15 protein-coding genes are annotated in these 17,959 nt (G+C 72.4%); 7 read left to right on the top strand and 8 right to left on the bottom strand.

Features of this window, described 5'->3' with window-relative positions; translation table 11 throughout:
- Positions 1–53 precede the first annotated feature (53 nt).
- Entirely contained in the window at positions 54–1,586 is a 1,533-nt protein-coding gene (locus ACFWM2_RS12725; protein ID WP_383277198.1) for a class I adenylate-forming enzyme family protein, read from the top strand.
- Positions 1,587–1,677: 91 nt separating this feature from the next.
- On the opposite strand, the gene ACFWM2_RS12720 is transcribed toward ACFWM2_RS12725, so the two are convergent.
- Positions 1,678–2,190 carry an EF-hand domain-containing protein gene (locus ACFWM2_RS12720; RefSeq protein ID WP_383277195.1) on the bottom strand — a complete coding sequence of 171 codons (513 nt, stop codon included), beginning with the start codon at positions 2,188–2,190 and terminating at the stop codon, positions 1,678–1,680.
- Positions 2,191–2,365: 175 nt separating this feature from the next.
- A complete protein-coding gene (locus tag ACFWM2_RS12715; RefSeq protein ID WP_383277192.1) occupies positions 2,366–2,746 on the bottom strand; it encodes an STAS domain-containing protein in 381 nt (126 codons plus the stop codon).
- Between the two features lie 365 nt (positions 2,747–3,111).
- Between ACFWM2_RS12715 and ACFWM2_RS12710 the strand changes: the two genes are divergently transcribed.
- Both ACFWM2_RS12710 and ACFWM2_RS12705 read left to right on the top strand, forming a co-directional pair.
- The gene (locus ACFWM2_RS12710) at positions 3,112–3,693 is read left to right on the top strand and encodes a sigma-70 family RNA polymerase sigma factor (protein ID WP_383277189.1); all 582 of its coding nucleotides are present in this window, start codon (positions 3,112–3,114) and stop codon (positions 3,691–3,693) included.
- On the top strand, positions 3,690–5,126 hold the full coding sequence (locus ACFWM2_RS12705) for a maleylpyruvate isomerase N-terminal domain-containing protein (protein WP_383277186.1): 1,437 nt from the start codon (positions 3,690–3,692) through the stop codon (positions 5,124–5,126). Before ACFWM2_RS12710 ends, ACFWM2_RS12705 begins: the two co-directional genes overlap by 4 nt.
- A gap of 166 nt (positions 5,127–5,292) precedes the next feature.
- On the opposite strand, the gene purU is transcribed toward ACFWM2_RS12705, so the two are convergent.
- Together purU and ACFWM2_RS12695 are read right to left on the bottom strand one after the other, a co-directional pair.
- Positions 5,293–6,174 carry a formyltetrahydrofolate deformylase gene (purU, locus tag ACFWM2_RS12700; RefSeq protein WP_383277183.1) on the bottom strand — a complete coding sequence of 294 codons (882 nt, stop codon included), beginning with the start codon at positions 6,172–6,174 and terminating at the stop codon, positions 5,293–5,295.
- A 47-nt stretch (positions 6,175–6,221) separates the two neighbouring features.
- The gene (locus tag ACFWM2_RS12695) at positions 6,222–6,722 is read right to left on the bottom strand and encodes a hypothetical protein (protein WP_383277180.1); all 501 of its coding nucleotides are present in this window, start codon (positions 6,720–6,722) and stop codon (positions 6,222–6,224) included.
- Positions 6,723–6,839: 117 nt separating this feature from the next.
- Between ACFWM2_RS12695 and ACFWM2_RS12690 the strand changes: the two genes are divergently transcribed.
- Positions 6,840–8,147, top strand: a complete 1,308-nt coding sequence (locus tag ACFWM2_RS12690) for an ABC transporter substrate-binding protein (protein WP_383277177.1) — start codon at positions 6,840–6,842, stop codon at positions 8,145–8,147.
- 54 nt (positions 8,148–8,201) lie between these two features.
- Here the strand turns inward: ACFWM2_RS12690 and ACFWM2_RS12685 are convergent, their stop codons facing one another.
- Together ACFWM2_RS12685 and ACFWM2_RS12680 are read right to left on the bottom strand one after the other, a co-directional pair.
- On the bottom strand, positions 8,202–10,166 hold the full coding sequence (locus tag ACFWM2_RS12685; RefSeq protein ID WP_383277174.1) for a hypothetical protein: 1,965 nt from the start codon (positions 10,164–10,166) through the stop codon (positions 8,202–8,204).
- Positions 10,167–10,451: 285 nt separating this feature from the next.
- Positions 10,452–11,837 carry a transcriptional regulator gene (locus tag ACFWM2_RS12680; RefSeq protein ID WP_383277171.1) on the bottom strand — a complete coding sequence of 462 codons (1,386 nt, stop codon included), beginning with the start codon at positions 11,835–11,837 and terminating at the stop codon, positions 10,452–10,454.
- Between the two features lie 429 nt (positions 11,838–12,266).
- Here ACFWM2_RS12680 and ACFWM2_RS12675 point away from each other — a divergent pair, with 429 nt between their 5' ends.
- The 3 genes from ACFWM2_RS12675 (at position 12,267) to ACFWM2_RS12665 (ending at position 15,471) form a co-directional block, all read left to right on the top strand.
- Positions 12,267–12,926: a bifunctional DNA primase/polymerase gene (locus tag ACFWM2_RS12675; protein WP_383277168.1), complete on the top strand. Its 660-nt coding sequence runs from the start codon at positions 12,267–12,269 to the stop codon at positions 12,924–12,926.
- 116 nt (positions 12,927–13,042) lie between these two features.
- Positions 13,043–13,837: an ABC transporter ATP-binding protein gene (locus ACFWM2_RS12670; protein WP_383277165.1), complete on the top strand. Its 795-nt coding sequence runs from the start codon at positions 13,043–13,045 to the stop codon at positions 13,835–13,837.
- Positions 13,834–15,471: a transporter gene (locus ACFWM2_RS12665; protein WP_383277162.1), complete on the top strand. Its 1,638-nt coding sequence runs from the start codon at positions 13,834–13,836 to the stop codon at positions 15,469–15,471. Before ACFWM2_RS12670 ends, ACFWM2_RS12665 begins: the two co-directional genes overlap by 4 nt.
- Before the next feature lie 184 nt (positions 15,472–15,655).
- On the opposite strand, the gene ACFWM2_RS12660 is transcribed toward ACFWM2_RS12665, so the two are convergent.
- Both ACFWM2_RS12660 and ACFWM2_RS12655 read right to left on the bottom strand, forming a co-directional pair.
- The gene (locus tag ACFWM2_RS12660; protein WP_383277159.1) at positions 15,656–16,585 is read right to left on the bottom strand and encodes an alpha/beta fold hydrolase; all 930 of its coding nucleotides are present in this window, start codon (positions 16,583–16,585) and stop codon (positions 15,656–15,658) included.
- Between the two features lie 645 nt (positions 16,586–17,230).
- Positions 17,231–17,923 (bottom strand): metal-dependent transcriptional regulator, encoded by a 693-nt coding sequence (locus ACFWM2_RS12655; protein WP_383277156.1) that lies wholly within the window; start codon positions 17,921–17,923, stop codon positions 17,231–17,233.
- Positions 17,924–17,959 lie beyond the last annotated feature (36 nt).

The following is a 17,959-nucleotide window of genomic DNA, read 5'->3' as shown; positions in this document are numbered from 1 at the left end:
GAGCCCTACGCTCTGCCCACGATCTGACTACCCGTCAGCTACAGGGGGTTGAAGTGAACGACACCGCGCACGCCCTCGGCCGGTCCCGCACGCTCTGGGAGCTGGTGACCCGCCGCGCCGACCTCACCCCCGACCGTCCCGTGCTGCTCCAGGACGACCGCGCGCTGAGCTTCGGCGAGCTGCGCGACCGGGCCGAGCGGGTCGCGGCAGGCCTGTTCGACAGGGGCGTACGGCCCGGCACAGTGGTCGCCTGGCAGCTGCCCACCCGCATCGAGACCGCGGTGCTGTCCTTCGCGCTGGCCCGACTGGGCGCCGTGCAGTCGCCGGTGATCCCCTTCTACCGCGACCGCGAAGTCGGCTTCGCGCTACGGGAGTCCAAGGCCGAGTTCTTCGCCGTACCGGGCGAGTGGCGCGGCTTCGACCACGCGGAGATGGCACGAAGGCTCGGCGCCAAGAACGTCTTCGAGGCGTACGACCGGCTGCCGGACGGCGACCCCTCGGTGCTGCCCGCGCCGCCCGCCGACGGCACCTCGGTGCGCTGGATCTACTGGACCTCGGGCACCACCTCCGACCCCAAGGGCGTGCTGCACACCGACCGTTCACTGATCGCGGGCGGCTCCTGCCTGGCGCACGCGCTGCGTCTGTCCGCCGACGACGTGGGCTCGATGGCCTTCCCGTACGCGCACATCGCCGGGCCCGACTACACGGTGATGCTGCTGCTGTACGGCTTCCCGGCCGTGCTGTTCGAGCACTTCGCGCTGCCCGCCGCACTGGAGGGCTACCGCAGGCACGGCGTGACGGTGGCCGGCGGATCCACCGCCTTCTACTCCATGTTCCTCACCGAACAGCGCAAACAGCCGGGCGAGCCGGTCATCCCGACCCTGCGGCTGCTGGCCGGCGGCGGGGCGCCGAAGCCGCCCGAGGTCTATCACTCGGTCGTCCGCGAGATGGGCGTGCAGCTCACCCACGGCTACGGGATGACCGAGGTCCCGATGATCACGATGGGCGCTCCGGACGACTCGGCCGAGAACCTCGCGACCACCGAGGGCAGGCCGCCGGAGGGCATGGAGATACGTGTGGTGGACGGCGCGGGACGGCCGGTTCCGTACGGTGTCGACGGGGACGTACGACTGCGCGGGGAGGCCGTCTGCCAGGGGTATCTGAACCCGGAGCAGACCGCCGAGGCCTTCGACGCGGACGGGTTCCTGGTCACCGGGGACGTCGGGCATCTGACGGAGAGCGGTCATCTCGTCCTCACCGGACGGCTCAAGGACATCATCATCCGCAAGGGCGAGAACATCTCGGCCAAGGAGATAGAGGATCTGCTGCACCCCCACCCCGGTGTGGCCGACGCGGCGGTCGTCGGGCTGCCGGACGCCGAGCGCGGGGAGCGGGTCTGCGCGGTGATCGAACAGCCGCCGGGGGCCGAGGAGTTGACGCTGGCGGCCGTCACGTCGTATCTGCGGGCGGAAGGGCTGTCCGTGCACAAGCTGCCGGAACAGCTGGAGGTGGTGGACGCCCTTCCGCGCAACGAGGCGCTGCGCAAGGTGCTCAAGTACAAGCTGCGGGAGCGCTTTTCGGGGTGAGGCTCACCCGGCGGCCGTGCACGTGCGTCTCACGCGACGCCGTGAACGTGCGCCCAAGTGGGCCTCACTCAGGGGCCCGTGACCGGCTGTCTCACTCGGGGACCGTGAAGTAGCGGGCGAACGCGGTCACGATCTCCGTCTCGCCGATCCGGCCGTCGGTGTCCGTGTCGAGGGCGCCGGCCGCGAAGGCGGCGACCTCCTCGGTGGCGCCCAGGGCCTTGAGGACACGGGCGGTCTCCTCGACCGTGGCCGCGCCGTCGCCGTCCGTGTCCGCCACCGCGAGGGCCGCGTGCAGGAAGGGGCGGGCGATCTCGGCGAAACGGTCGGGGTTGTCGTGCAGCCGCTTCACGGCGCCGTTGACGAACTCCGCGCGCGTGATGCGCTGGTCGCCGTCCCGGTCCGCTATACCCGCCATGCCCTGCCAGAAGGCCTCGGCGCCGATGTAGAGGGCCTGGCCCTGATCGGATCGGGCCGCCTTGCCGAATGCCGCGAGGACCGCTTTGGCCGCCGCGTTGAAGTCCTCCCGGTCGATGTAGCCGTTGCCGTCCTGGTCGAACGTGGAGAACCGGGCGGCGATCCTCCGCTCGTACTCGGTGCTGGCCATGGTGTTTTCGGACCGCCTTACATCTCAGCCGGACTCTCAGCCGGACTGCGGGTGCATCTGGCAGGGAGCGTACGACGCCGAGGGCCCCGCCGGAGCGGGAAAACGACGCTTGTACCAAGACCGCGGGAATTCCGGGACAACTGTGTGGCACTCCGGTCCCGCGGAGTGGGCCGTGTCACGCGGACATGGGGCGGGACTCCTCGTCGAGGGCGGTGACCAGGTCCGGGTAGACGTCGAACAGGCGGCGCACTCCGAGGGCGGCGAGGACTCGGTTGACGTGCGAACCGTCCTCCGCGCCCTGGGCGGGCAGTATCAGCCGCAGACGTCCCTGGCAGGAGCGGATGAGACGACGGGTCGCGATCAGCACGCCCACCCCGCTGGAGTCGCAGAAGAAGACCTCCGAGAGGTCGAGGACAAGATCGTGACGCCCGTCGGCCACCACGTCGTGCACCCCCTGGCGCACCACGGGCGACGTGACCAGGTCCATCTCGCCCGTCACCTGGAGCACGGCCCACTCGCCGCGCTCCCCGTCGGTCACTCTGAGCGTCACCGCCACGCCTCTCGTCGCTGACAGAAACGGAACCCGTTCCTTCATTTCTCCTGCGCGGCTGCCCGGCCGTCGATTCCATGAAACACCTACGGACGATCGAAAGCGCGTACTGGTCGAGCCATTTCAATCACTCACGGTCCGATTCGATCAGGCCTGATCACGGCGGAGCCGGGTAGGCGCCGGGCCAGTGGGAGTCGAGTGGGCATCGAGTGGGCGTCCTCTACCATCCCCGGCGCGTCAAGGGGCGCACATTGCCGCAAAGGGGCGTGCGCTGTCGGACGTGCCGACTACATTCGAGACAGCGATGGACACAGGCTGGACAGGCCGGACAGAGGAACAGGCGCCGGAACGGGCAGGGGTGAGGGAGCCGCATGGCGAAGAAGGACGCACCGCCCCGCTGGGACCGCAAGATGCAGCAGCGGCTGGCACGCGGCGAGGCGGCGGCGCTCGGCGAGCTCTACGACCGATTCGCTTCGCTCGTGCACGGCCTCGCCCATCGCGTGCTCGGAGACGAGCGGGCCGCCGACGGAATCACGCGCGAAGTCTTCGTCCAGGTCTGGGAGAACCCGGACGCGTACGACCCCAAGCGGGGCCCGCTGCGCTCCTGGGTCGCGACGCTGACCCACCGCCTCGCCGTCCAGCGGTTGCGCGCCACCGAGACGGCCGCGCTGGCCGACGGCGGCCGGGGCAGCACGGAGGAACTGGAGCGCAAGGTGCGCCGCGCCTCGGTGGCCGCCCGCGCGGACTACATCGTCACGTCGATGCCCACCCCGCTGCGGGCCGCCCTGGAGCGCGCGTACTTCCAGCGCCGTGACTACCGCCAGACCGCGGTCGACCTCGGCATCACCGAGGACGAGGCCCGCCGCCGGCTCCGCCTCGGCCTCCAGCTGCTGTCGACCGCCCACGACACCGGGCCGTCCGGGGCACCCCCCGAATACGGGGGTGCGCGGTGAACGCGGGCGCGAACCGCTTCGAGGCGTTCGACGGGGACGACGGCTCAGAGGGCATTGAGGGCTCAGAGGGCTCCGAAGGTGTCGACCGCTCCGAGGGGCTCGACGAGAAGCTCGAGAAGGAGGAGCCCGAGGACGCCGACGCATCCGGTAAGTCCGGTAAGTCCGGCTCCGGCGGCCCGCATGATCCCGTCGGCCCGGACAACGGGTCCGGGCCCGAGTCCGGGCAGCCGCCGCGCATACCCCTGCCGCGCGCCTCCGTGGAGGACACCGGCCACCCGCTCCCCGAGCTGGACACGACCACGGCGGCCTTCTCCCCTGCGCCTCTCGTCCTGGAGCACCACGTGCTGAAGTCACTGCTCGGCGCGTGGGCGCTCGCCGCCTGTTCGGCCGAGGAGACGATGGCCGTCGAGGACCACCTCGGCGACTGCGGTGCGTGCGCGGACGAGGCGCGCCGGCTGCGCGAGGCCGTCGGCCTGCTGCACCCGGCCGAGAGCCTCGACCTCGACCCGACGCTGCGCACCAGGGTCCTGGAGGGCTGCCTCGACCGGCGGCCACCGCGCATCCCGGTGCCCGACTGGGCCGCCCCGTACGACGCGGAGACCGCGCGGCTCGACGCACTGCTGCAGGACATCGCCGGTGCCGAGTGGCACGCGCCCGTGCGGCTGCGCTGGTTCTCGGGCGCCGGGCCCGCGAGCCGCCGTACGACGGTCGCCGGGGTGATCGCCCATCTGCTCACCGTCGACGGCCTGGTCGCCGTCGCGCTGGGCCTGGAGGACCCGCTCGGTGACACACGGCCGGACGAGAGCACTCCCGCGGGCCGCACCGAGGCTTTCTGGGCGGCCTCCCACTTCCCGCCGACCCGTGCCCTGCGCGGGCCCTGGCGCGAGCAGAGCCACAACCTCGTGCGGACGGTGTCGTTCGCCGGCGGCGGCTCCGGCCGCCTCTCCGTGCCGTACGGCGGCTTCGACCTGCCGCTGCGGGACTCGATGCTGGACCGGGCCTTCGAGTGCTGGGTGCACGCGGGGGACATCGCGGACGCGGTGGACTATCCGTACGAGCCGCCGGCCCCGCGTCATCTGCACCGGATGATAGATCTGGCCGTCCGCATGCTGCCCGCCTCGCTGGCCGAGCGGCGCCGGGCGGGCCTGTCCGCCCCACCGTCCCGGCACCTCGTCGCGGCCGGCGCGGCCGGCCGCAGCCTCCGGCTGGAGATCGAGGGGTCCGGCGGCGGCGAGTGGCTCATCCCGCTCGACTCCCCCGGCGCGATCGCCTCCGCCGAGCGCGAGGTCGCCCATGTCGCCCTGGACGGAGTGGAGTTCTGCCGGCTGGCGGCGGGGCATGTGGCGCCCGAAGAGGCCGCCGCCGGTCAGGACGGCGACCGCGAGGCGATCAAGGACGTGCTGTTCGCGGCGGCGTCACTGAGCCGCATGTAGAACGGCTCGTTTCAGCCCCCTTCCGGCGGGACCGGCAGGGGCTGGATGGCTTGTTTCAACCCCTCCGGTGGGGCTGGAGCGCCCTTCCGGCACGGCTGGACGACTCGTTCCAGCCCCTGCGGCACGGGTCGGCAGGGGCGAAGGGCCGAAAGAAGACGTCCGCGGGCTACGCGAAGACGACCGTGCGGCGCCCGTTCAGCAGGATGCGCCGCTCCGCGTGCCACTTGACGGCCCGCGCCAGCGCCTGGCACTCCACATCGCGCCCGATGGCGACCAGCTGGTCCGGAGTCACGCCGTGGCCCACCCGCTCGACCTCCTGCTCGATGATCGGCCCCTCGTCGAGGTCGGCCGTCACATAGTGCGCGGTGGCCCCGATGAGCTTCACCCCACGGGCGTGCGCCTGGTGATAGGGCTTCGCGCCCTTGAAGCTCGGCAGGAAGGAGTGGTGGATGTTGATGATCCGGCCGCTGAGCTGCTTGCAGAGGTCGTCCGAGAGGACCTGCATATAGCGGGCGAGGACGACCAGTTCGACGTTCTCCCCGCGGACCAGTTCGAGCAGTTGCGCCTCGGCCTCGTCCTTCGTGTCCTTCGTCACCGGAATGTGGTGGAAGGGGATGTCGTACGACCCCACGAGTTCAGCGAAGTCGGTGTGGTTGGAAACCACGGCGGCGATCTCGACCGGCAGCGCGCCGATGCTGGCGCGGAAGAGCAGGTCGTTCAGGCAGTGACCGAACTTGCTGACCATCAGGACGACGCGCATCCGGTCCTCGACCCGGTGGATCTGCCAGTCCATGTGGAAGGAGTCGCCGATCGCCATGAAGCTGGCGCGCAGCTTGTCCACGGTCACCGGCGCCTCCGCCGAGAAATGGACCCGCATGAAGAACAGGCCCGTGTCGTGGTCACCGAACTGCTGGCTGTCCTCGATGTTGCAGCCGGTCATGAAGAGGTAGCTCGACACGGCGTGCACGATGCCCTGCTTGTCCGGGCAGGAGAGGGTGAGGACGTACTGCTCGGCGGGCGCGACGGCGCGGACGGACTGCTCGTTCATGCACGCCAGGGTCCCATACGCGTCGCCCCGGGCGAGCCGCCGTCCCGCTAGGCGGACCGCGTCAGGATGCGCAGCACTTCGAGGGTGCGGGGTGGTGTGTCCGGTTCCTCCCCGTCGCTGGTCGCCAGGCGGACATGGGCGTCACGGGCGGCGCGGACGGCCTCGGGCCACGCGTGGTGGTCGAGGTACGCGGAGACGGGAGCGTCGGGGCCCACCTGGTGCATGATCCGCAGCACGCGCAGCACGGCGGTGTCGACGAGCGCCGCCTCCTGCGAGTCACGGAAGATCGTCCCGACGTACTTCTCGGCGGACCAGTTGTCGAGCCAGGTGTCCTCGACCAGGCGGTAGACGGCGTCGGTGACGTCTCCGTATCCGTCCACGCCCGCGAGCCAGACGTCCCGCTGGAACGCGAGGTCGGAGAGCATGTGCAGCGCGGAGCGCACATTGCTGCGCCAGCGCCACCAGGGCATGTCATTCAGTGGCATGCCGCCCATGGTGGATGAGCGGCGGCCACGACGGGAAGAGTTCTCCGAACCTTGCACGGTCATCGATCGTACGTTCCCCCCGGGAATCCGCTCATCGCCCCCCTTAATTCACCTGCGCGTCACCACACGTCGACCGCGGGTCACTCCGGGGTTGGTGATGTGACGGAATCGTGCATGTCCATGACCGGCAGGCGTCGCACGCGCACCTCACCCGTCCTCTCCCGCCCCATCAGAACCGCGGTCCTGTCCGCGGGCGCATTGGCGGTGTGTGCGTCGATAGCCGTCGGCTGTGGAGTCGTCCCCGGTGTCACAGGGGGTTCCGGGGACGACTCGATCACCGTCATGACCTGGGCGCCGGAGAAGACGGCCGCGACCAACAAGCCCGGCATGCCCGCCATGGCGCAGGCCTACGCCCGCTGGATCAACGCCCAGGGCGGCATCAACGGCCGCGAGCTCAAGGTCCTCACCTGCAACGACCACAACGACGGCGTCGACGCCGCGAAGTGCGCCCGGCGCGCCGCCAAGGAGAACGTCGTCGCGGTCGTCGGCTCCTACAGCCAGTACGGCGGCTCCTTCCTCTCCCCGCTGCAGTCCGCCGGCATTCCGTACATCGGCGGCTACGGCCTCACCGACGACGAGTTCAAGAGCCCGCTCTCGTATCCCGTCAACGGCGGGCAGCCCGCGCTCCTTGCCGGCCTCGGCGAGGAGCTCGCCAAGGACTGCGGTCCCGTCTCGCTCGTCCGCCCCGACACCATCGCGGGCGACGAACTCCCGGTGCTGCTCAGCGCCGGTCTCAAGGCGGGCCGGCACCCGGCCGCCACCGACGTACGGGCGCCCGACGACTCCACCGAGTACTCCGGGCAGACGGCGCAGGCCCTGGAGCGGGCGACCTCCGACCCGCTGAAGCGGGGCTGTGTGGTCTCCGCGCTCGGCGACCACACGGACGCCTTCATGGACTCCTTCCGCCACGACCGCGAGGACTATCCGAAGGTGCGCACCGCTTCGGTGCTCGGCAGTGTCGACCAGACCGTGATCGACGCGACGGGCGGAAAGTCGGGGCCGTACGAGGACGCGTACGTCACCGGCTGGTACCCGGCGGCGCACGACAGCCGCTGGGCCGACATGAAGAAGGTGATCCGCGAGCACGCCTTCGGCGACAACCGGATCGACCCGGCGGACGCGGGCGTGCAGACCACCTGGATCGCGTACACCGTGTTCCAGCAGATCGTCGAGGCGCTCGGCGACGGCGAGGTGAGCTCCCGCACGATCCGGCGGACCCTCGACGACGGGCTCAAGGTGACCACGGGCGGGCTGACACCGACGCTGAGCTGGCGCTTCGAGGACCTGCTCGCGGCCGTCGACTTCCCGCGCCTGATCAACGCCGACGTGACCTACCAGGTCGTGCGAGAGGGCCAACTGGTCTCCGCGCGGCGCGGGTTCGCCAACATGTCGAAGACCCTGGAGAGCGCGGCCTCCAGCACGTTGTGACGACGGAGCGCGACGTACGCACTCCGCAGCGGCACCCTCACCGGGCGCCGGCCGTCACAGCTGGGTCGGCTGGCGCTGCGTCAGTCCGTACGTGGACGCGATGGAGTTCCAGAGCTTCGCGGCCTTGGCCTTCTCGGCGCTGGCGGTGCCGCTCGCCCGGTTGCCGGCCTGGGTCTGGCCGGTGGTGCGGGCCTGGCCCTTCTTGCAGCCGTGCTTGCCGGCCGCCTGGTCGGCCCAGGCGGCGTAGTGGTTGTCCGCGGAGGCGGACGCCTTCCAGGCGCTGGTGAGCGCGGTGGTCAGCGCGGCGTGGTCCGGGAGCTTGTCGACCTTGAGACCGGAGAGCCGGGTGACGAGGTCGCCGCGCTGCTGGGCGGCGTCCCGCAGATCGGTGCCCGCCTGGTCCAGGTTGTTGCAGACCTTGACGTTCGCGACCGACCTGATCACGGAGTCGCGGCTGTCGTTGCTGTCCGCCAGGAGCTTGTCGAGCGCGACGGCCTGTTCCTTCGCCGGGTCGGCCGACGCGGAACCGGAACCGTCCGAGGCGGGTGCCGTCGCCGAGACCGTCTTGCTGGTGTCGTCCTTGGTGTCGGAGCTCGAACCGGTGCTGAGCAGCGCGCCGGCGCCGATCCCGAGCACGGCGATACCGACGCCGACGGCGACGATCACCGGCACACGCGAGCCGGTACGGCCACCGCCACCGTCGGAGGCGCCGCGCCGTGCGGCGGCCCGTCCGCCCGGCGCACCGGGTCCGCCGGGGCCCTGCGGGTGCTGCGCGGCGCGCGGGCTCTGCGGATGCTGCTGGTGCTGCTGGTGCTGGTGCTGTGCGTCGAACCGCGGCAGCTGCTGCGTGGACGCGGGCCCTTCGCCCTGCGTGCGGAAGAGGTTGTCGAACTCCGCGGGCGGCTGACGGTCCTCCGGGCCCCCGGGACGTATCCCGTACGGGGCGTCCTGCTGCGCGGGCACCGGGGCGATGAACTGCGTGGCCTGGGCGTCGGGATGCGCGGCGGGCGGCAGGGGTCCGGCGCCGCCCTGGGTGCGCCCCAGGTACTGCGTGGCGTCGGCGGGCACCTCGGGCGGCAGCGCACCCGGGCCCACCGGCGGGAGGAACTGCGTGGCGCCCTCGTGCTGCCCGGCCGCCGGGACGGGCGGGAGGAACTGGGTCGCCCCCTCGTCGGCAGGGGATCCGGCCGGAGGAACGAACGGAATGTACTGGGTGGCGCCTTCGTCGACGGGAGCGGCGGGCGGCAGCGGCGAGCCCGCTCCGGCGCCCGGCGCGGCAGCCGAAGCGCCGGGAGGTCCCTGCGGGGGCAGCGCGGAGGCGTGCGCGCCGGGCGCACTGCCGGGCGCCTGCGCCCCTGGGGCGTGCGCACCGGGGCCCTGCGGCGCCGGGTAGCCGCCGGGGGCGTACGACCCCGACTGCGCGCCCTCCGGCGGCAACGGCTGCGGCTGGGACGGCACCCCGCCCCAACTCTGCTCCTGGCCGGACGAGTTCCAGCCCCGCTGCCCGCCGGACGCGTCCCAGCCCTGTGATCCGTCGGGAGCGCCCCAGCCCGGGGCCGGCTCGGACGGGGGCTGCTCGGGCGCCCCCCAGTTCTGGGCCGGCGCGGCGGCGCCGTCCGGGACCGCTCCCCAGCCGTGTCCCGCGTCCTGGCCCGGCCCGTGACCGGTGCCGTATCCGGAGGGGCCCTGATCCTGACCGTGTCCCGCGTCCTGGCCGGGGCCGTATCCGGGGTACCCCTGGCCGGGGCCCGTTCCGTGACCGGTGCCGTAGGCGGGGCCGTGGTCCATGCCCTGCCCGGCGTGCTGGTCCAGGCCCTGGTCGGGGCCGTGTCCCGGCTGCGGAGCCGGCGGCGCCGACGGGGCCGGACCCCACGGCTGACCCCAGGCCTGTCCGCCGGCCGGCGTCGCGCGATCGCCCGTCATACCCGGCAACAGGGGTTCGCCGCCGTCGGAGGGCAGCACGATGCCTTCGCGCGCGGGCCGCGCCGAGGGCTCCTCGCCCTGTCCACTCTGCGTCACCGGGACTCCTACTGATGGGGGACCTTCGGAATCGTCGGCTCACGCTACCGGGTCCCGCCGACCAGGTGCCACGCAGCACATGACGAGACCCCCTACCCATGTGACCGGGGTAACGAAACCGCCCCTCAGCGCGCTGTACATGCCTCCCTTCACCCCACGCGCGCCCGTTGTCCGCCCGTTCACGCCCGCGCACTCCTCGCGTTCACATCGCGCGCGACACCTCCACGCACGCCCGCACGCGTCCGCAGGCACGCACCACCCGCCGTACCTGCGGCACGCCCCCGGTCACGCCGCTGCCTGCAACTCCATCCGCGCCCCGAACTCCCGTACCACTGGCTCGTCCCGGAACGGCTCCAGGCGCTGCTGGAAGTCTTCGAGATACTCCGCGCCGCGGTTGGAGCGCACGGTGCCGAGGAGTTCGACGGCACGCAGGCCCGTGTGGCAGGCCTGCTCGATCTCGCGCCGCTGCACCTGAGCGGTGGCCAGCAGTACGAACCCGATCGCCCGGCGCCGCGCCCGCGACTCGGGATGCCCGGCGAGGGACTCCTCCGCGCACCGCGCGGCCGCCTCCGCCTGCCCCAGGTCCCGGTGGCAGTGCGCCAACTCGTCGGCCAGATAGGCCTCGTCGAAGTGCGTGATCCACACCGGGTCGTCCCCGGAGGCCGCGTCGGCCCCCTCCAGCGCGGCGATCGCCCGCCCCGACGTCACCTGGGCCGCGCGCGCGTCGCCCATGAGCGCGTGCCCCCGGGCCTCCGCGGCGTAGAACATCGACTCGGCGCGCGGCGTGACACGTCCCCGCGCCCCCTCCTGCGCCGCACGCGCCAACTGCGCGATCTCACGCGGGTTTCCGAGCTGCGCGGCCAAGTGACTCATCGACGCGGCCAGCACATATCCGCCGTAACCGCGGTCGCCCGCCGCCTGGGCGAGCCGCAGCGCCTGGATGTAGTAGCGCTGGGCGAGCCCCGGCTGGCCGGTGTCGATGGCCATGTACCCGGCGAGTTCGGTCAACCGGGACACCGCGGCGAACAGTTCGCGCCCGACCGCCTCCCGGTACGAGCCCGCGAGCAGCCCGGAGACCACGCTGTTGAGGTAGTGCACGACGACCGGGCGCACATGCCCGCTGCCGTACTGGTGGTCCAGGTCGGTGAGCGCCTGGGTCATCGCGCGGACCGCGGCCACGTCCGAGAGCCCGACCCGTGGGCCGGCGGCCCGCGCCACCTGCGAGTCCGGCGCGGAGATCAGCCAGTCCCGGCTGGGCTCGACGAGGGCGGACGCGGCGACCGACGAGCCGGACAGGAAGTCCCGCCGCCCCACGTCACTGCGCCACAGCTCGCAGACCTGCTCGATGGCTCCCAGGACGGTCGGCGAGAACTGGAGGCCCACGCCGGACGCGAGGTTCTTGCCGTTGGCCATGCCGATCTCGTCGATCGTGACCGTACGGCCCAGCTTGCGGCCGAGGGCCTCGGCGATGATCGCCGGTGCCCGCCCCCGCGGCTGCTGTCCGCGCAGCCAGCGCGCCACGGACGTCTTGTCGTACCGCAGATCGAGTCCGTGCTCCGCGCCGCACATGTTGACCCGGCGGGCCAGCCCGGCGTTCGAGCAGCCCGCTTCCTGGATGAGCGCCTGCAGCCGTTCGTTCGGCTGCCGCGCGACGAGAGGCCTTGCGGCCATGGCGTACCCCCTGCTTTCTGGCGGGTTCGCCTGCCGGGCGCCGGTGCCCGTGCCGGAGGGCGACCGCGGCCGGCCCTGCGGGCCCGCGCGCGCTCGTCCCCTCGACACCGGCGCGCCCTTCGGCTCTCTCGCCATGTGTCTGCGGTGCCTGCCCACGCACCGAGTTGACGTGACCTCAGCGACCGGCTCCACGGAAAGAAGCCGGCCAGGAAGATCAATGCCCCGCCGAGATACGGAAGATGCGAGACATGTGAGGATTGCCGGGGTAAAGGCGATTGCCCGACCCCTCACCTGGTTACCCAGCCCCCGCTGTCGTTCCTCCTGCGCGCCCCCGTACATGCATCCATGCGCCCCACATGCGGAATCGATGCTCCGCCCCCGCGCGCGTGTCAGCCGTAACCCGAGGTGGGCCCGGGAGTTGAGTTCACCGTGGAAGAGACCATCGCAGGCACCGAGACCGCCCAGATCCCCCAGCAGCGCGGCGAAACGCTGCTGGACACCGCCGTGCGCTATGCCGAGGAGCGCCACTGGGACGTGTTCCCCGGCACCTGGCTGGAAGCCGTCGACGGGGTGCAGCGCTGCTCCTGCGGCGAGCCCTCGTGCGCCGTGCCCGGCGCGCACCCGGCGCGCGAGGACTGGGCGACGCAGGCGACGGGCAGCGCGACCGTCGCGCGCCGCCTGTGGTCGAAGCAGCCGACGGCGTCGATCCTGCTGCCCACCGGGCGCACGTTCGACGCGCTGGACGTGCCCGAGACGGCCGGGTTCCTGGCGCTGGCGCGAATGGAGCGCATGGAGCTGACCCTCGGCCCGGTGACCTGCACGCCGGACCGTCGTATGCAGTTCTTCGTGCTCCCCGGCGCCGCCGCCAAGCTCCCCGACCTCGTCCGCAAGATCGGCTGGCCGCCCGCCTCCCTCGACCTGGTCCCGCTCGGCGAGGGCGCGTACGTGGCGGCTCCGCCCACCCGCTACGGGTCCCGGGGCGCCGTCCAGTGGGCGTGCCGGCCCACGCCCGCGAACCGCTGGCTGCCGGACGCGGAGGAGCTGATCTCGCCGCTCGCCTACGCCTGCGGGCGGGACGGGCGCCGGTAGCGGGGGCCGGGCCGCGGATGCGTCAGCGGGTGGCGGCAGACCGCGGATGCGTCGTGGCTGATCGCGCACTTCTCCGCGCCCCCGAAAGCGGCGGCGCTTCCCCTTAGGGTGCTTGCATGACCGAGGGACCAGCAGGGACAGGCGCGGCCGCCGTACGTGTACGAGGGCTCTGGAAGCGGTTCGGGGAGCAGGTCGCGGTCGCCGGGATCGACCTGGAGCTGCCCGCGGGCCAGTTCATCGGGCTCGTCGGACCGAACGGGGCCGGGAAGACCACGACTCTGTCGATGGTGACCGGGCTGCTCCGGCCCGACCAGGGCAGCGTCGAGGTCGTCGGCCACGACGTGTGGCGCGATCCGGTCGAGGTCAAGGCGCGGATCGGCGTCCTGCCCGAGGGACTCCGCCTCTTCGAGCGCCTCTCCGGTCGCGAACTGCTCGCCTACACCGGCCGGCTGCGCGGTCTGCCCGGCGCCGAGGTCGACAAACGGGCCACCCAGCTCCTCGACGTACTCGACCTCGCGGGCGCCCAGCACAAGCTCGTCGTCGACTACTCGACCGGCATGCGCAAGAAGATCGGGCTGGCCTGCGCGCTGCTCCACAACCCCGAAGTCCTCTTCCTCGACGAGCCCTTCGAAGGCGTCGACCCCGTCTCCGCGCAGATCATCCGGGGCGTCCTGGAGCGCTACACCGCTTCGGGCGCCACCGTCGTCTTCTCCTCCCACGTCATGGAGCTCGTCGAGTCGCTGTGCGACTGGGTGGCCGTCATGGCCGCCGGACGCATCCGTGCGCACGGGCCGCTCGCGCAGGTGCGCGGCAGCGCCCCCTCCCTGCAGCACGCCTTCCTCGAACTCGTCGGCGCGCACGGCCGGGTCACCGGCTCCGACCTCGACTGGCTGGGCGGCGGCGCGCGATGAGCACCGGAACCGACACCCAGGGCCCGCCGCGGACCCGTACCCCCGCCGAGTCCGTCACCCCCGTCCTCGTACGCCTGAAGCTGTCGCTGTTGCGCAACGGGCTGCGGCAGTCGGCCGGGCGGCGGGCCGCGTACGTCACCACGACCGTTCTCGTGCTGCTCGTCGCCGCCCTCCAGCTGATCGGCCTGATCGCGCTGCGCGGCAACGCGCACGCCACCGCCCTCGCCGTCCTGCTCGTGGCGGTCCTCGCGGTCGGCTGGGCCGTGATGCCGCTGTTCTTCCCCAGCGGCGACGAGACGCTCGACCCCACCCGGCTGGTGATGCTGCCGCTGCGTCCCCGCCCCCTCGTCCGCGCGCTCCTCGCGGCCTCGCTGGTCGGCATCGGGCCGCTGTTCACGCTGTGCCTGCTGGCCGGCTCGGTGATCTCCGTGGCACACGGCCCGGCCGCGTACGTCACCGCGGTGCTCGGCGCGGTGCTGGCGCTGCTCGTCTGCGTGGCCCTGGCGCGGGCCGTCGCGGCTGCCAACCTCCGGCTGCTGACCAGCCGCCGGGGCCGCGATCTCGCGGTGCTCAGCGGCCTGGTCGTCGCGATCGGCGCCCAGGTGGTCAACTTCGGGGCGCAGCGCCTCGGTTCCGCCGGGGGCCTGTCCCAGCTCGACCCGGCCGCGGACGTACTGCGCTGGGTGCCCCCCGCCTCCGCGATCGGCGCGGTGCGCTCGGTCAGCGAGGGGTCCTACGGCGCCGGAGCCGTCCAACTCCTGCTGTCCGCGGCCGCGCTGGCGGGCCTCCTCGCGCTCTGGACGCGGCACCTGACCCGGCTGATGACCTCACCGGACGGGTCCACGTTGCAGTCGGCCGAGCCGGCCGCCCGGGAGCGGAGCTCGACGGGCCTCAGCCGACTGCTGCCCGCCGGCCGCACCGGAACCGTCATGGAACGCAGCCTGCGCTACATCTGGCGCGACCCGAAGACCAAGGCCGCCTGGGTGACCTCGCTGGCCATCGGGCTGATCGTGCCGGTGTTCAACGCCCTGCAGGGCACCGGCTCGATCTACTTCGCCTGCTTCGCGGCCGGCATGCTCGGCATCCAGATGTACAACCAGTTCGGGCAGGACACGTCCGCGTTCTGGATGGTCGCGATGACGATCTCGTCCACCCGGGACGCGTACGTCGAACTGCGCGCACGGGCCCTGGCGCTGCTGGTCATCACCCTGCCGTACGCGACGCTCGTGACCGTCCTGACGACCGCGATGCTCGGCGACTGGCCCCAACTGCCCGAGGTGCTCGGGCTGTCCTTCGCGCTCCTCGGCGCGATGCTGGCGACCGGCGCCTGGTCGTCGGCCCGCTTCCCGTACTCCATCCCGCAGGAGGGCTACAAGAACGTGGCCCCCGGGCAGGCGGGCCTCGCCTGGATCTCGATCTTCGGCGGGATGGTCTCGGCCGCGCTGCTGTGCGCCCCGGTCATCGCCCTCACCATCTGGCTGAACGTGGCGGCGGACGGCGACGAGTGGACCTGGCTGCTGCTGCCGCTGGGGGCCGGGTACGGCGCGCTGCTCGCGCTGCTCGGACTGCGGCTGGCCGCACCGCGCACGGCACGGCGGCTGCCGGAGATCCTCGCGGCGGTCAGCAAGGGGTGACGGTCCCCGGGGCGGGCGTCGCGAGGCTCACGGCGTGCGCAGGTCGCGGGCCGCCGTCCCGAGGCTCACTGCGTGAACACGTCTCTGCCGGCGGGCCGGCGGGCGTCGCGAGGCTCACGGCGTGCGCAGGTCGCGGGCCGCCGTCCCGAGGCTCGTCTCTGCCGGCGGGCGGGCGCCGCGGGGCTCACGGCGTGAGCACGCCCTCCATGAACGGCTCGATGGCCGTCCGCCACGCCTCCGGCTGGTCGTAGTGCACCAGGTGGCCGGCGTCGGCGACCTCCGCGTACTGCCCGCGCGGCAGGACGCGCACCATCTCCTGCGACTCGGCCCGGCCCAGCTCGCCGTCGAGACCCCGGACGACCAGCGCGGGGCACTGGACCTGGGCGAGCTCCTCCCAGTGCGCGTCGTACACCCAGGTCTCGCGGGACGTGAGCATCTGCTCCGGCTCGAAGACCGGGCGCCAGCCGTCCGCCGACTCGGACATCACCTCGGCGTAGAACTCCCCGCGGGCCGGATTCGGACGCTCCACCCAGGGGTCGTCCTCGCCGAACCACTTGCGGACGTCGGCCAGCGTGGCGAACGGGACGGGCCAGGCCTTGAACCAGTCCTCCCACTCACGCTGCGACGCGGCCCCTAACGCCGAGGCCCGCATGTCGCAGATGATCAGGCCGCACACCAGATCGGGACGCCGGGCGGCGAGCTGCCAGGCCGTCAGCGCGCCCATGGCGTGACCGATGACGACGGCCGGCGCGAGACCGAGCTGCTCCAGAGCGGCCTCGGCGTCCTCGACGTACGCCTCGCGGGTGTAGCAGCCCTCGGGCGGCTTGTCGCTCTGGCCGTGCCCCCGCTGGTCGAGCGCGACGGCGCGATACCGCTCGGAGAGCCAGCGTGCCGTGGACGCCCAGTGCGAGGCCCGGCCCATCAGGCCGTGCAGCAGGAGCACGCCGGGCCCGTGCTCGGCCCGCTCCTCCGCCAGCTGTCCGGGGCCGCCCTGCGCGGGCACCGTCCTGACCGGCTCGGCGGACCGCGCCGGATCGGTCTTGGGAGGGTCGCCGAACTCCCAGGCAGCCAGTCGTACGCCGCCTGCTCCGGTCACGTCGATGCGCCGCACCATAGGTCCTGGCACCCCCCTGGCTCGCTCGGACCGCTCACTCCCGCCGGTCCACCCTCGTACCGCTGGTCGTCCCGCTGCTCCTGCTGGGCTCTGTCGCACGCCGTGTGCGCTGTCACCGCACGCGCCGGTTGTTACAGCGCGCGCCCCACGTGGTCCGTCACCCTCACGCTATCGAATGCGAATTCGAGAGAGCGGTTCCTGAGGGCAACACCCCTCATTCGAGTGACCCCCTGGGGGGATTGGCCGCCGCCGCCGAGGGGAGATCTTTCAGCGGGAGGCGGACCGCTCGGGGAAACCGGTCCGGAGGGAATGACCCTGGGAGCTCGGGGCTCCGGGTCAGCACAGGGGAGGACAGGCCCCGGCGCCATGCGGCGCCGGGGCCCTCTCCATGTCTTCGGCACATCTTCCCGCCCCCTCCCCGGCCGCGCGACATCGCTGTCGGACGACGGCCAAGAGCCCCTCGGTCATATGCCTCACGCGACAGCGTCGCACGCAAACTGTCCCCGCGCTGCGCTTCCGCACACTGAATCTTGGATTCGGTACGTTCGCGGAAAAGTCACAACTGCCTCTGCAGGCGCGGTAGTTGACAACCCCGGAAGCCTCGGCGACCGCTCGCCGAGTGCGGTGACCGGGGCGGCCCCGAGGTCAGCGCTTGGCCACGAACACATGGGAGGCGACGTCGGCCTCCAGCTCGGCGGCCTCGCCACCGCTGCCCACCAGTACCCCTCCGGGCGACTCCGTAACGCTCACGACCGAGCCGGGCTGCACGCCCGCCCGGCGCAGCGTGTACATCAGCTGCGCGTCCGTCTGGATCGGCTCGCCGATGCGCCGCACGACCACGGTCTTGCCGTCCGCGCCCGGGTCGAGGTCGGCCAGCGACACCATGCCCGCATCCAGGAAGGGGTCGGCCCCGTCCTTCTCGCCCAGCTCCTCCAGGCCCGGGATCGGGTTGCCGTACGGCGACTCGGTCGGGTGGCGCAGCAGCTCGAGGACGCGGCGCTCCACCGCCTCACTCATCACGTGCTCCCAGCGACACGCCTCGGCGTGCACCTGCTCCCACTCCAGACCGATCACGTCGACGAGCAGGCACTCCGCCAGCCGGTGCTTGCGCATCACCCGGGTGGCGAGACGGCGGCCCTCGTCGGTGAGCTCCAGGTGCCGGTCACTGGCGACGGCCACCAGGCCGTCGCGCTCCATCCGCGCCACCGTCTGGCTGACGGTCGGCCCGCTCTGGTCGAGCCGCTCGGCGATCCGGGCGCGCATGGGGACCACACCTTCCTCCTCCAGCTCGAGGATGGTGCGGAGATACATCTCCGTGGTGTCGATCAGTCCGGACATACGTGCCCCTCGATTTGCTCTGCCGGAGGCTCTACC

The organism is Streptomyces sp. NPDC058371, assembly GCF_042723265.1.
Lineage (GTDB): Bacteria > Actinomycetota > Actinomycetes > Streptomycetales > Streptomycetaceae > Streptomyces.
The sequence above is the reverse complement of the archived record's forward strand: the minus strand, read 5'-3'. Positions and strand labels throughout refer to the sequence as shown.